The organism is Cellulomonas sp. KH9 (assembly GCF_900114185.1).
GTDB lineage: Bacteria > Actinomycetota > Actinomycetes > Actinomycetales > Cellulomonadaceae > Cellulomonas.
On sequence record NZ_FOSE01000002.1, the window covers coordinates 330,140 to 342,554 of the forward strand.

Genomic DNA, 12,415 nt, shown 5'->3' on the forward strand with positions numbered 1-12,415 from the left:
CCGGTCCGGGGTGCGCGCCGCTCATCCTTCGTCGCCGGGTGGGCCGGTGCCTCATCCGTGCCGGGCGAGGTCGGCCAGCGGCACGCCCACGTCGCTGCCGCCCTCGAACGTCAGGCGCGACCCGACGCGCAGCAGCGTGGGCGCCGGGACGAACGCCCCGGCCAGCAGCATCTCCCCGAGGGTGAAGTGCGGGGACTGGCGCAGCATGGCCCGTGGGACGAACCCGAAGACCGTCGCGAGCTCCTCGAGGTCGGCGCGCGAGTTCATGCGCATCAGCGCGAGGTTGTCGCACTGCGAGAGGACCTGCGGGTGGATCTTCGAGGGCCGTTGGGTCGACAGCAGCAGCCACAGACCGAACTTGCGGCCCTCCGCGGCGATCTGCACGATCCGTTCGGTCACCCGCTCCTGGACGGCGCCGGAGGGCTGGGCGGCGCACAGGGTGTGCGCCTCGTCGACGACGATCAGCGTCGGGACGCGCTCGGCGCGGTGCGCCCACAGGTCCTCGAGGACGTCGAGGCTCACCGCGAGCGGCTCGAGCGGGTCGCTGAAGCCGCCGAGGTCCAGCACCGTGACCCGCTGCCCGGACCGGATCAGCTCGGCCGCCGAGGGCAGGTCACGGGCCCACACCTGCCACTCGTGCATGCCGAGGTTCTCGATGCGCTGGCCGAGTGCGCGCTCCTCGGCGTCACCGTCGCCCAGGACGGCAGCCAGGTGGGCCACGGTGCCGGCGGGCAGGCTCGCGATGACCTGCAGGAAGCGGTGGTACTCGGCACGGTCCGCGACGGGGTCGAGCTGCAGCACCGCCGCCTGGGCACGCGGCGGCATCGTCGCGAAGCGCATGCGCAGCGGATCTCTCCCGGCCCCCTGCGAGCGCAGCACCCGCACGGCGCCACCGCCCAGCCGCCCGGCCGCCCCGGCCGAGGCGCCGGGGCGTAGCTCGCCGAGGCGCACGAAGTCGGCGTTGGGGTCCAGGACGACCACGCGCAGGTCCGTGGCCAGCACCAGCTGCTCGAGCAGCACCCCCAGCGCGTAGGTCTTGCCCGATCCGCTCTGCCCGCACAGGAACGTGTGCCGGTTGAAGCCCGCGGCGCGCAGGCGGGCGACCGTCTCCGCGTCGCCGCCGTGCCACAGGCCCACGGGCAACGACGCACCGACGGACCGCTGCAGCCCCTCGAGCAGCGCGGCCGGCGCACCCTCGACGGTCGCGTCGAGGAAGGGCGGCACCGGCTGCCGCACGGGCTCGCCGTCCTGCCCGACGGCGGCGAGCACCACCCCCTCCCCCTGCGAGGTCCCCCCACGTCCGGGTGGCGCCCCGGTCGCGGTCACCTGCCCGACGGCCGTGACGTCGGCGCCCCGCAGCAGCACCACGTCGCCCACGCGGTACGGGATCGCGCGGGCCGTCCCGTAGGTGAAGGTCCGACCGTCCAACGACGTCGCCTCCGACGCGCGTGCTCGCACCTCTGCGCTCATCGCCGGCCCTCCCTGCCTGTCGACGCGGCTCGGCCGCGGGGTACGTTGCCTGGGTGACTCCGGTCGAGACGCCGCTCGAGCACCGCGCCCACCACCTGGCCGGGGCGATCTACGGGACGATCCTGGCGACCACCGTGGTGGCCGCGGCCAGCACGCACCCGGAGGCACTGGGTCGCACGACGGTGCTGGTGCTCGGCACGTCGGTCGTCTTCTGGATCGCGCACGTCTACGCGGTCGAGGTGGCCGCGCGGCTGATCGCCGGGCGGCCCCTGCACCGCTCCGAGCTCGTGGCCGTCGCGCGTGCGGAGTGGCCGATGCTGCAGTCGTCCTGGCCGATCCTGGCGGTCCTGCTGCTCGGGCTGGTGGGCGTGCTGGACCCCGTGCGGGCGGTCGACGTCGCGATGGCCGTGGGGGTCGGCGCCCTGTTCACGTACGGGATCATGATCGGACGGCAGGAGAGCGCGCGGTGGCCGCGGATCCTGCTGAACGGCATCGCGGTCAGCGGGCTGGGGCTCGCCGTCCTCGCGCTCAAGGTCTTCGTGCACTGAGACGTCGTCGTGCACCGGCCGGTGCTCCGTCGGTCGCGTCATGCCGGCCCCCTCGCCGCCTCGGGGCGCGACGCACCGCGCCCCCCGCCGTGAGCGTGCCGCGCCGCGCGGCCCGCCGCCTCACCCGGGTGGGATGACGTCGGCGGCAGACCGGACCGCCCCGGGTCACCCGGTCCGCGTGAGGCGGTCCCGGGCCGGCGGGGTGACGGTGGGGGTTCGTCCACCGCACCGGAGGATCGCCATGGCAGCGCCGTACCGGCGAGGACCCCTGGCCCGGCGGCACGAGCAGGGACGCGCCGCGCGACAGCCGCCCGCGGCCGGGTCAGCGGCGGCCGGGTCAGCCGCTGCCGGCACGGACGGCTGGACCGAGGGCCGGCTGGTCGTCGACGGGCGGGACGTGTTCTACCGGCGCGGCCCCACGTGTGAGGGCGTGCCGCTCGTGCACGTGCACGGCTTCGCGATCTCCGGGTCGTACCTGATGCCGACGGCGCGGCGGCTCGCCGACCACGGGACGGCGGTCGTTCCCGACCTGCCGGGGTACGGCCGCAGCGAGCGCTCGCCCCGCCCGTTGGGGATCGTCGGCCTCGCGCGCAGCCTCGAGGGCATCCTCGACGGGCTGGGCCTGGACCAGGTCGTGCTGGTCGGCAACTCGATGGGCTGCGCGGTCTCCCTGGAGGTCGCGCACGCCAGCCCCGAGCGGGTGCACCGCCTGGTGCTCGTCTCGCCCGCCGGCGGGCTGCAGAACCAGCCCTTCCGCCGTGCCCTGCGTCAGCTCGCCCGGGACGTGGTGCGCGAGGACCCGCGGATGGCGGGCGTCGCCGTGCCCGACTACGTCGGCTTCGGCGCGGTGAACGCGTTCCGGGCGTTCCACGAGCTGACGCTGTTCCCGGCGCTCGAGCGGCTCGTCAGCGTGCCGGTCCCGACGCTGGCGGTCCTCGGCGACCGCGACCCGCTGGTTCCCGGTCCGCGACGCGTGCGGGAGGTCCAGGCGCTGTCGCACGACCACATCGCGGTCGTCCTCATCCAGGGCGCGGCGCACGCCATCAACTTCAGCCACCCGGGTCAGCTCGCGAACGTCATCGGTGCGTGGCTGGACGACCGCGACGTCGTGGACGACCCCACGGAGCCGGGCACGGCCCGCACCCTGACGCCACGGCGCCCCGGCGGCGGCCCGGACGGCCCGGACGGCCCCGACGGGCACCCCCGCCGCGCCGCGTGACCTCGTCCGTCCCGGGGGAGGCCCCACGCGCGGTCCTCGGTCACCCTGGCCGTGTCCCACCGGCACCGACAGCCCCGGAGCAACCATGGCCGCCCTGAGCGTGTGCAGGTCGGGCACCCCGGGGACGCTCGCGTGCCCCGAGGGGGCCTGAGCGGTGCGGTCCGCCCGTCCCGCGGTCGCGGCCCTGGTGTGCGCGGTGGCCCTCGGGCTCGCCGCCTGCGGCGGGACGGACCATGCCGAGGACGTCGACGAGGCGTGCGCCGCGAGCGGTGAGCTCGACGAGGCGCTGGACGACCTGCGAGCGACGCTGACGCCGGACGCCACGGTCGACGAGCTGCGGGACGCGCGGACGCGGGTCGGTGACGCCCTCGACGCGCTCCGCGACCAGGCCGACGACGTCGCCGAGGGGCGCGCCGACGACGTGCAGGCCGCGTGGCGGGACCTCACCGCGGCGGTGGACGACGTCGACGGTGACGCCGGCCCCGGGGCGGCTCTCGAGCCGCTGCGCGCGAGCGCCGCCGACGTCCGGCAGAGCCTGGAGGCGCTGGACGACGACCTCGGGTGCGCCACGACGCCGAGCCCCTAGCCGCCCCTGCCGTCGGACCGGTGACCGGACGCGGGACGGACGGTGTCGTCGAGCATCGCCGACTCGATGAGGTCGTGCCGGCGTCCGTAGGTCGTCACGACCGCCTGGATGGTGGCGGCGGCGGGCAGGGCGAGGAACGCCCCGAGCGGGCCGAGGACCGCACCGAACGCGAGCACCGACAGGAACGACACCGCGGGGTCGAGCTCCATCGTGGACGCGGCGATGCGCGGGGACAGGACGAGGTTCTCCACCTGCTGGTAGCAGACGACGAACGCGAGCACCGCGAGGGCCGTGCCCACGCTCTCGACGAGGGCGACCGCGATGGGGACGGCACCGCCGATGTACGTGCCGATCGTCGGGACGAACTGCGAGACCACGCCGGTGAAGAGCGCCAGGGGCAGCGCGTACGGCACCCCGACCACGCTGAGGAACACGCCCGTGGCGACCGTGCACAGCGCGGCCAGGACGATCCGGGAGTTGATGAAGTCCGAGACCTTCGCCTGGGCGGTACCCCACAGGTGCAGGACCTGCGCCTGGCGCCGCGGCGTCAGCGTGCGGCAGATCGCCACGCGCAGCCGGGGTCCGGCCGCCGTCGTGTAGTACGTCACGAGCAGCACCGAGCTGGCCGTGACCAGTGCCCCCACGACCGAGCCGCCCAGGCTCACCACCGCGGTCGCGACGTCGTCCCCCCAGCGCTGCAGCGCACCGCTCACCGCGTCGTCCGACGCGGGCAGGACGACGCCGAGCACGTCGTGCGCCGCCGTCCGGACCGCGGCGTAGACCGCCGGGATGCTCGCCACCAGCGCGCTGAGCTGTTCGACGAACAGGTCGCCGAAGACCCAGGCGACCGCGACGACGCCGATGAGGGACAGCAGCCCGACCACGCCGGTGGCCACGCGGCGACCCACCCCACGGCGCTCCAGGCCCGCGACGAGCGGGTCGAGCACGAGGGACAGGAACCACGAGATCGCGACGATCGCGAACACGGTGCCCATCGAGGCGGCGGCCCGCCACAGGAGGATGCCCACCCAGGTGGCGACGACCGCGCCGGCGAGCAGCGGGACCAGCCAGCGCGGCACGCGCGGGCCGGCACCAGGCTCCGGGTCCGCGCGCGGCGGCACGTCCGGGATCGGCGTCGGGGCCGCGTGGGGGCGACGCCCACGGCGGAAGAACATGCGGCCACCCCGTCCACTGGTCGGGGCCCGAGCGTCGCGTGCCGCGCGCGCCGCCCAGATCCGCCGTTCCGGGTGAGCCGGCGGCAGGCCGTCAGAGCAGGAACAGGCTGCGTGCGGCAGCGAGCGCCTCGCTGCGGGTGCGCGCCCCGAGCTTCTTGTAGACGTTCGTGACGTGGGTCTTCACCGTGTTGGTGGTCACGTACAGGCTCCGGCCGATGTCCTCGTAGGTCGCACCGCGCGCGAGCAGGAGCAGCACGTCACGCTCACGGGCCGTGAGCACGGGCGCCGCGGCCAGCGCCGCGGCCGACCGCGTCTCCTGGACGGTCGGCGAGAGGAACGACACCCGGCTGCTCAGCGGGCCCACCGCCGCGAGCCCCTCGGCGAGCCGCCGTCCCCACGCCGAGACGCCGTCACCGCCCGCGCGGGCCAGCAGGAGGTGCACGGGGGTGGCGTGCCCGAGCCAGCCCACGAACGGCAGGGCGTTGGAGCGGGCCTCGGCACGCCGCAGCGCCACGCCCAGCAGGGCCGCGGCGTCCGCCGGCGCACCGAGTGCGTCCACCAGCTGCGCCTGCGCGGCGAGCGCCAGCGTCGCGGTGTCCGGCTGCGAGCGCTCGGCGCGCGTCGCCGCCTCGAGGTGCCGTGCGGCGGCGGCGAGCTCGCCCCGGCACGCCGCGAGGAACCCGCGGGCGAGTGCCTCGTCGGCGGGCGCGTCCAACCGGTGCAGTGCGTCCGCGCACTCCCGCAGCACGTCGGTGTCGCCGTTCACCACGGCGAGCAGCGACCGCTCGACCTCCAGCACGGTGTCGAGGTGCCGCGGCCGCGCGGGGCCCGCCGGGGTGTCGAGCACGATCTGTGCCTCGACCGCCCGTCCCCGCAGCGCGAGCGCACGCGCCCGGGCCACCCAGGCCCAGAACGCACCGACCAACCCCAGCGAGAGGGGCGCGACCACGTCGGCGGGTGGCGCGTCGACGAAGGTCCACGGTTCGGCGTGCATGCGCAGGAGCACCGCCGGCACACCGTCGGCACCCGTCGCCGGCGTGGCGGGTCCCGCCGCGGCGACCCGGCGCAGGAGCTCGGCGGCGCCCGGCTCGCGGCCCCGCAGGTACTCCGTCAGCGCGAGGTCCTCGGCGGCCACGTCCTCCAACGCGCCGGCGCCCTCACTGCGGGCTGCGAGGATCGCGCTGCTGAGGTTGCTCTCGGCACCGCGCAGGTCACCGAGCCAGGTCTGGGCGCTGCCCGTCAGCGTGAGCAGCAGGGCACGGTGCCCGGCCCGCAGGGAACCGGCCGACGTCTGGACCAGGTCGAGGGCCGTCCGCGTCGCGGGCACCAGCGGCTCGAGCCCGAGCTGGGCCCCGAGCAGGCCGGCGACGGCGGCGTCGACGGCGGTGAGACGGCCGGCGTGCGCCGGCTCGCGCACCGCCTCGAGCCACCGCGCCACGCCCACGGCGTCGTCGGCGAACCAGCACTCCACCGCGAGCGCGAGGCTGGCGGGCGGGTTCTGCCGCAGCGGTCCGGCGGCCTGGTCGACCACCACCCTGAGGCGTGCGTGCTCCCCCCGCAGGACCATGATCAGGCCGTGCGCGCCGACGAACTCGCTCGCGGCCGCCGGGCCGCCGATGGCGGCGAGCTCGAGCGCCCGTCCGAGGTGGCCCCGCGCGAGCTCGATGTCGCTGGAGCGCGCGATCGTCGCCCGCGCGCGCTGGATGTCGACACCGCCCGTCACGAAGCGCCGGCGCACGACGTCGAGGAGCACCGGGTGCACGCGGAAGCGGGCGCCCCCGTCGGCGGCCACCTGGTCGCGCTGCACGAGCAGACCCGTCTGCTCCATCGCCTCGAGCACCTCGAGCGCCCGCGGGTCGTTCGACGCGAGGCACGCGTCCTCCGCCGTGACGCTGGGCTCGTGGCACACGCTCAGGACCACGTGCCGCTCACGCGGTGTGAGGGCCGCGAACACCTCCCGCGCCATGAGGTCGCTCACGAGCGGACCCTGGGTGGAGGGCCGGATCGACGGCGTCGCGCGCGAACCCGCCGCCCTGGCCGCGCGCGCCGCACGCGCGGCCAGGACCACGATGGCGCACCATCCCTGGGCCTGGTCGACGATGGCGGAGACCACGTGGTCGGGTGCGTCCGGGACGTGCAGCCGCACGAGGGCGGCCGACTCCGCGGCGTCGAGCCGCACGACGTCGCCCCGCAGGTCCGTGAGCGTGCCCAGCATCGTCGGGACGAGCCTGCGCAGGGGGACGTCCCACCGGGACAGCAGCACGAGGTGCAGGAGGTGCGGTGCGCGGTCCAGCGCGTCGTCGACCACGGCCACGCACGACGGGTCGAGCCGCTCCGCGTTGTCGACGACCACGACACCGACCTCGTCGGCCTCGTCGAGCCGGTCGCCCTGCGGTGGCCACGGCGCGTCCGCTCCCGCGGCGGGCCCGCCCGCGGCGGCCGCGCCCAGCGTCGCCGCGAGCCGGTCGCCGGTCAGGCCCTCCGCGTCGATCCACGCCGGCGGTGTCCGGGTGCCGTCACGGGGGGTGCGGTCCCGCGCCCAGCCCGCGACGCCCATGGTCTTGCCCGAGCCGGCCGGTGCGGTCACGGTCGTGACCGCACCGCGCGTCGCGTCGTCGAGGCACTGCCACAGGCGGGTGCGGGCGAGGTACGTGCGCGGAAGAGCCGGGAGCGCGTCGATCGCGTGGCCCGTGCCGGTGCCCGCGCTCATCGTCGTCGGCCCGGGGGCGGCCCGGACCGCACCGAGGGCGGCGCCGTGCGCGCGGCGCGGGTGCGCGTCGACCCGGGCCTCGACCCCCAGGGACGCGCGGCGCTACTCTGCTGGAAGCCGGGCATCGCACGGTCCTTCACGTCGACGTGTGCAGCTCGGGCGCATACGGATCGCTGCTGTCCTCTTCACGCTAGGAGCGCCGTCCGGCAGTCGCCTCACCCGAAAGGGTGAGGCGCCGGGCAGGGCGGTCGGGTCGGGAGCAGCGATCTCCGGGGGCGGGGGCCGACGGCGATGAGCGGGAGCTCGAGGAGCGGACACGCACGCAGCGCAGCCACCGGTGCGCCACCACCCGGGGTCGCGACGGCGCTGCGGCCCCGTCCGCGCCTCGAGCGGCTGCTCGACGCGTGGCTCCGGGTGCCGGTGGTCGTGGTCGAGGGTCCCCCGGGATCCGGCAAGTCGTTGCTGGTCGCCGGGTGGGCGGGCCGGGCGCTGGCACAGGGCAGGATCCGCGGCGTGCGCACGCTGGGGTCCACGTCGGGTCAGGACGCGCCCCGGACGCGCGGCCGGTCGCCGGACGGCCCCCTGCTCCACGTGGTCGACCACCGTGCCCTCACGTCGACGGACACCGTCGACGACCTCGTGGAGCAGGCCTGCCGGGCGCCCGACGACGTGCACGTCGTCCTCATGTCCCGCGACACGTCCGCCGACCCGCGTGCCGGTCGGCTCCGACCCGTCGTCGACGGTGACCGGGTCCGGGTGCTGCCGGCGCCGGCCCTGGCCCTCACGGTCGCCGAGGCAGCGCTCATCGTCCGCGAGCGCCGGCCCCGGGCACGCGACCGCGACGTCCGGGCGCTGCTCGACGCGACGCACGGCTGGCTGGGCCTGTTCGAGGCCGCCGTCCGTGAGCTGCCCTCGCCCGGCGGGACGCCGCGCGACCTGGCCCGCGCACTGGCCGTCTCCCCCACCGGTGCGCAGCTCATGGCCGAGTCCGTGGGGTCGCTCGACCACCAGGACGTGGACGACCTGCTCGCGCTCACGGTGGTGCACTCCTTCGAGGCGCCGGAGGCTGCCGCGCTGGCCGGTCACGCCGACGTGCGCCTCGAGGCCCTCACGGCCGCCGGTCTGGTCGTCCCGCTCGACCGCGCGGGTCGCGCACCGCTCTGGGGCGTCCACCCGGTGCTGCGGGAGCACCTCGTCGGCCTGGCCGGGTCGGGGTCGTCCGCCCGGCGGGTCGTGACGGCGGCCCGCACGCGCGCCTCCGACCACGTCGCGCGGCTCGGCCGGCCGGTCGCCGCGCTCGAGCAGGCGCTCGCGAGCCAGGACGTCGACGCGATCACCGACGTGGTGGTGGATCTCGGCCCCGCACTCGTCGCGCTCGGCCGTGCGGACCTGCTGGCTCCCGCGCGGCTGGCGCTCCCCGAGGCCGCGCGCGCCCGCAACCCGTCGCTGCTGGCGGTGGAGGCGCTCCGCCTGCGCACCGCCGGCGACGTCGCGGGCGCCCTGGACGTCGCGCGCGTAGCCGTCGACGTCGCGGCCCGCGGCCCCGCGGACGACGTGCCCAGGGCCTCCCTGCGGACGGACCTGGCACTGCTGCACCTGTGGACGGCACGGCACGGCTGGGTCGACGCGTCGTCCGCGCTGGCCTCGACCGGGCGGCTGCTCGACGACGCGTCGTCCGGGTCGAACGCCGGGCTGTCCGTCGCGCGCGGGGCCGCTCTCGCGGTCGAGCTCGGTGCCGTGCACCTCTGGGCGGGCGACGTCGACGCGGCCGCGCTGCACCTCGAGCGCGCCGCGTCCCTCGTCGCGGGGACGGAGTACGTCCACCTCAGGGCGTCGGCGCTGGCCTCACGGGCGTTGACCGAGCTCGTCGACGGTGCGCTGCAGGCGGCAGCCGCCACGACGCAGGAGTGCCTGGCCCTCACCGCGCCGGGGTCGTCCCGCCCGCTGGACGTCGCCCGCGCGGACGTGACCGCCGCGTGGCTGGCGTACTACCACCTCGAGCACGATGCGGTCCGCCGCCACCTCGACGCCGCCGAGGGCAGCAGCGCGGACGACCTCGACCCCGTCGTGCGGGTCCTGTCCCGCCTGCTGCGGGCCCGGACGTCGGCCCACGAGGGGTCGTTCGACACGGCGTGGCGCCTGCTGTCGAGCCGCTCGGTGGTCCGCCTGGACCTGCCGCCGTTCCTGGCGCGGCTCGTGCACGTGGCCCGCGCCGACGTGTACGCGACCCAGCGGGACCTGGCGGGGCTGGCCGGCGAGGCGCAGACGCTCCGCACGCTGGGCGAGACGGACGACGCCCGCCTGTTCGACGGGATCGCCGCGATGCTCCGCGACGACGTCGACGGGGCGGAGCGCGCCTTCGGTGCGCTCGTGGCACGACCGACGCGGCACACCACGACGGGGACCGCCGCGGCGGCGTGCCGTGTGCTGCTCCTCCTGCGAGCGGACCCGGAGGCGGTCGTGCGGCCGCTGCAGGACCTGCTCAGCCGGACGTGGTCCAGCGGCGCGATCGTGTTCCTCACCGTCGGGCTGGCGGCGGACGCGGCCTACCTCGGGGCGCTGCGGCGCGAGGCACAGGACCCCCGGGGGCACCCGTGGGCGGCCACGGCGCTCGGCATCGTGCAACGCGCCGCGCCCGACCACGACGGTGCGCCGCCCGTCCCCACGGTGCCGGTCGGCGCACCGTTGACCGTGCGCGAGCGGGCGGTCCTGCGGGGGCTCGCCGACGGCCTGTCCTACGCCGACCTCGCGCAGTCGCTGTTCATCACGCCCAACACCGTGAAGACGCACGTCGGCTCGCTCTACCGCAAGCTGGGCGTCGAGACCGGGCTGCAGGCGGTCCGCACCGCTCGTCGGCACGGGATGCTCCCCTGAGCGGGCCCGAGTCGCTCACTCCGGGAAGACCGTCCACAGCGCCGCCTGCTGCGCGTCGTCGAGCTCGGCGACCAGCGGGAGGCGGGCTCCGCGACCGCCTTCCGACGTCAGCAGCGCCGCGGGCTCCGGTCGCACCAGCAGCACGACGAGCTCGGACGTCCCCGGCACCAGCTGGTCGCGCATGCTGTTGACGAACCGGTCGCCGATACCGAGGTCCGCCAGCAGCCCCGGATCGGTGCCCGTGGTGCGTCCCAGGGCGGCGCCGACGAGCGGGAGGTAGAAGACGGTCCCGAAGAACAGGCCCCAGAAGCCCGGCCCCACCCGTGTGCTCGCCCGCACGACCACGGGCCGGAACCGCGGGCCGGGGGCCTGGGGCGGCCACCACGCGGCCGCGAGGCCGCCCGTCTCGAGGACCGGCGCGTCGGAGGCGGTCCGACCCGAGCGGGCGACGCGCTCGGCGGCGCGTGCGGCGCCCGCGACGTCCCCGTACTGGAGTGCCACGAGGCTGACCACGGCCCCCCCTCCCCGGCGGCGGGCCGACTCCGGTGGGCCCTGACGCGAGCGTGCCAGCACGACGCCGTCCTCCGATCGCCCGTAGCGGGTGACGTCGTCGCCGCCCGGGCGTTCACCCGGCACGGGTGACACGGACCGGGACCGTCGGACCTACGGTCGGCCGCGAGGCCGTGGCTGACACGTCGGCGCCGCTCATCGGCGCGACGGGCGCGAGGGCCGGACACGGGCGAGGGGACTGCGATGCCACGCATGCTGATCCGGGTGAGCGCCGAGGTGTCGGACGAGATGCTGGCACCGTTCCCCCACCTGACGCCGACCGTCCAGGTGCGCCAGACGATGCTCACGGGCGCCGTCCGCGACCAGGGCGAGCTCCAGGGCATCCTCAACTACCTGGCGGGCCTCGGTGTGGGCATCGTCGAGGTCGTGACCTTCCCCGACGACGTCTGACCGTCGCCGCCGGTCCGCCGGCCGGGGCCCGCCACGCCCGGGTCGACCCGGGCCGGGCGCCAGGATCACGACTTCCCGGTGAACCGCGGAGGGCACGGCTGGGTGACGCTCGGGGGCACAGGGCGCCGCCAGGTGCCCGTCCGACGTGGGAAGGGGGCGAGCCGTGGACTTCTGGGAGTTCTTCTGGCTGGTCGTGTGGAGCTTCTTCTTCATCGCCTACTTGATGGTGATCTTCCAGATCTTCGCCGATCTGGTCCGCGACAAGGACCTCGCCGGCGGGTGGAAGGCGGTGTGGGTGGTCTTCCTCCTCGTCGCACCGTTCCTGGGCGGGCTCGTCTACCTGATCGCCCGCGGTCGCGGCATGAGCGAGCGCGCGACGGCCGCCGCCATCGGCGCCCGGCGCGAGGCCGACGCGTACATCCGCGCGGTGGCGTCGAGCCCGGCACCCGCCGCGGGGATGGCCCCGGCGGAACAGATCGCCGAGGGCAAGAAGCTCCTCGACTCCGGGGCGATCACGCCGACGGAGTTCGACGCGCTCAAGGCTGCGGCACTGGCCTGAACCCGCCGGTCCGCGCCGGACGGTGGGCCCCACCCGGACACCGCCCGGCGCGGCCCACGGACGACCCCGCTCCCGCTGGTGCGAGCACGTCTCCTCGCACCTGCCCCGAGCCGCGCCCTCCCCCGTCGCCGGAGGGCTCCGGGGCGACGCCGCTGCGAGCAGGGGACCGCGCCTCCCGCAGACCGGAAAGGGGCCGCTCCGATCTCTCGGAAACGGCCCCTCGTCCAGCTCTTCGTCTGTCGGGCTGACAGGATTTGAACCTGCGACCCCTTGACCCCCAGTCAAGTGCGCTACCAAGCTGCGCCACAGCCCGA

The 12,415-nt window shown here is 76.2% G+C and carries 10 protein-coding genes and 1 tRNA gene; 6 read left to right on the top strand and 5 right to left on the bottom strand.

What is annotated here, in order from left to right; translation table 11 throughout:
• Window positions 1-51 precede the first annotated feature (51 nt).
• Window positions 52-1,470 carry an ATP-binding protein gene (locus BMZ16_RS07685; protein WP_089799130.1) on the bottom strand — a complete coding sequence of 473 codons (1,419 nt, stop codon included), beginning with the start codon at window positions 1,468-1,470 and terminating at the stop codon, window positions 52-54.
• A 53-nt stretch (window positions 1,471-1,523) separates the two neighbouring features.
• On the opposite strand from BMZ16_RS07685, the gene BMZ16_RS07690 reads away from it, so the two are divergent.
• The 3 genes from BMZ16_RS07690 (at window position 1,524) to BMZ16_RS07700 (ending at window position 3,823) form a co-directional block, all read left to right on the top strand.
• Complete coding sequence (locus tag BMZ16_RS07690) at window positions 1,524-2,018, top strand: hypothetical protein (protein ID WP_089799133.1); 495 nt, start codon at window positions 1,524-1,526, stop codon at window positions 2,016-2,018.
• Between the two features lie 241 nt (window positions 2,019-2,259).
• Window positions 2,260-3,237, top strand: a complete 978-nt coding sequence (locus BMZ16_RS07695; protein ID WP_089799135.1) for an alpha/beta fold hydrolase — start codon at window positions 2,260-2,262, stop codon at window positions 3,235-3,237.
• A 154-nt stretch (window positions 3,238-3,391) separates the two neighbouring features.
• Window positions 3,392-3,823, top strand: a complete 432-nt coding sequence (locus tag BMZ16_RS07700) for a hypothetical protein (protein ID WP_089799137.1) — start codon at window positions 3,392-3,394, stop codon at window positions 3,821-3,823.
• Here BMZ16_RS07700 and BMZ16_RS07705 read toward each other — a convergent pair.
• A complete protein-coding gene (locus tag BMZ16_RS07705; protein WP_089799139.1) occupies window positions 3,820-4,998 on the bottom strand; it encodes an AI-2E family transporter in 1,179 nt (392 codons plus the stop codon). The two genes, BMZ16_RS07700 and BMZ16_RS07705, sit on opposite strands and share 4 nt — an antisense overlap.
• Before the next feature lie 91 nt (window positions 4,999-5,089).
• The gene (locus BMZ16_RS07710) at window positions 5,090-7,708 is read right to left on the bottom strand and encodes a LuxR C-terminal-related transcriptional regulator (protein ID WP_089799141.1); all 2,619 of its coding nucleotides are present in this window, start codon (window positions 7,706-7,708) and stop codon (window positions 5,090-5,092) included.
• 291 nt (window positions 7,709-7,999) lie between these two features.
• Between BMZ16_RS07710 and BMZ16_RS07715 the strand changes: the two genes are divergently transcribed.
• A complete protein-coding gene (locus tag BMZ16_RS07715; protein ID WP_089799143.1) occupies window positions 8,000-10,582 on the top strand; it encodes a LuxR C-terminal-related transcriptional regulator in 2,583 nt (860 codons plus the stop codon).
• Window positions 10,583-10,597: 15 nt separating this feature from the next.
• On the opposite strand, the gene BMZ16_RS07720 is transcribed toward BMZ16_RS07715, so the two are convergent.
• Complete coding sequence (locus tag BMZ16_RS07720; protein ID WP_177199627.1) at window positions 10,598-11,083, bottom strand: DUF1269 domain-containing protein; 486 nt, start codon at window positions 11,081-11,083, stop codon at window positions 10,598-10,600.
• Window positions 11,084-11,335: 252 nt separating this feature from the next.
• Here BMZ16_RS07720 and BMZ16_RS07725 point away from each other — a divergent pair, with 252 nt between their 5' ends.
• Window positions 11,336-11,542, top strand: a complete 207-nt coding sequence (locus BMZ16_RS07725; RefSeq protein ID WP_143082774.1) for a hypothetical protein — start codon at window positions 11,336-11,338, stop codon at window positions 11,540-11,542.
• A 163-nt stretch (window positions 11,543-11,705) separates the two neighbouring features.
• A complete protein-coding gene (locus BMZ16_RS07730) occupies window positions 11,706-12,101 on the top strand; it encodes a PLDc N-terminal domain-containing protein (RefSeq protein WP_089799149.1) in 396 nt (131 codons plus the stop codon).
• A 239-nt stretch (window positions 12,102-12,340) separates the two neighbouring features.
• Here the strand turns inward: BMZ16_RS07730 and BMZ16_RS07735 are convergent.
• Window positions 12,341-12,414 (bottom strand) — tRNA-Pro (locus tag BMZ16_RS07735).
• Window position 12,415 lies beyond the last annotated feature (1 nt).

Excerpts from the sequence above, each read along its gene's own strand:
- BMZ16_RS07685 (WP_089799130.1), bottom strand. The coding sequence starts at position 1,470 with ATGAGCGCAGAGGTGCGAGCACGCGCGTCGGAGGCGACGTCGTTGGAC.
- BMZ16_RS07695 (WP_089799135.1), top strand. The coding sequence starts at position 2,260 with ATGGCAGCGCCGTACCGGCGAGGACCCCTGGCCCGGCGGCACGAGCAG.
- BMZ16_RS07705 (WP_089799139.1), bottom strand. The coding sequence starts at position 4,998 with ATGTTCTTCCGCCGTGGGCGTCGCCCCCACGCGGCCCCGACGCCGATC.
- BMZ16_RS07710 (WP_089799141.1), bottom strand. The coding sequence starts at position 7,708 with ATGAGCGCGGGCACCGGCACGGGCCACGCGATCGACGCGCTCCCGGCT.
- BMZ16_RS07715 (WP_089799143.1), top strand. The coding sequence starts at position 8,000 with ATGAGCGGGAGCTCGAGGAGCGGACACGCACGCAGCGCAGCCACCGGT.
- BMZ16_RS07725 (WP_143082774.1), top strand. The coding sequence starts at position 11,336 with ATGCCACGCATGCTGATCCGGGTGAGCGCCGAGGTGTCGGACGAGATG.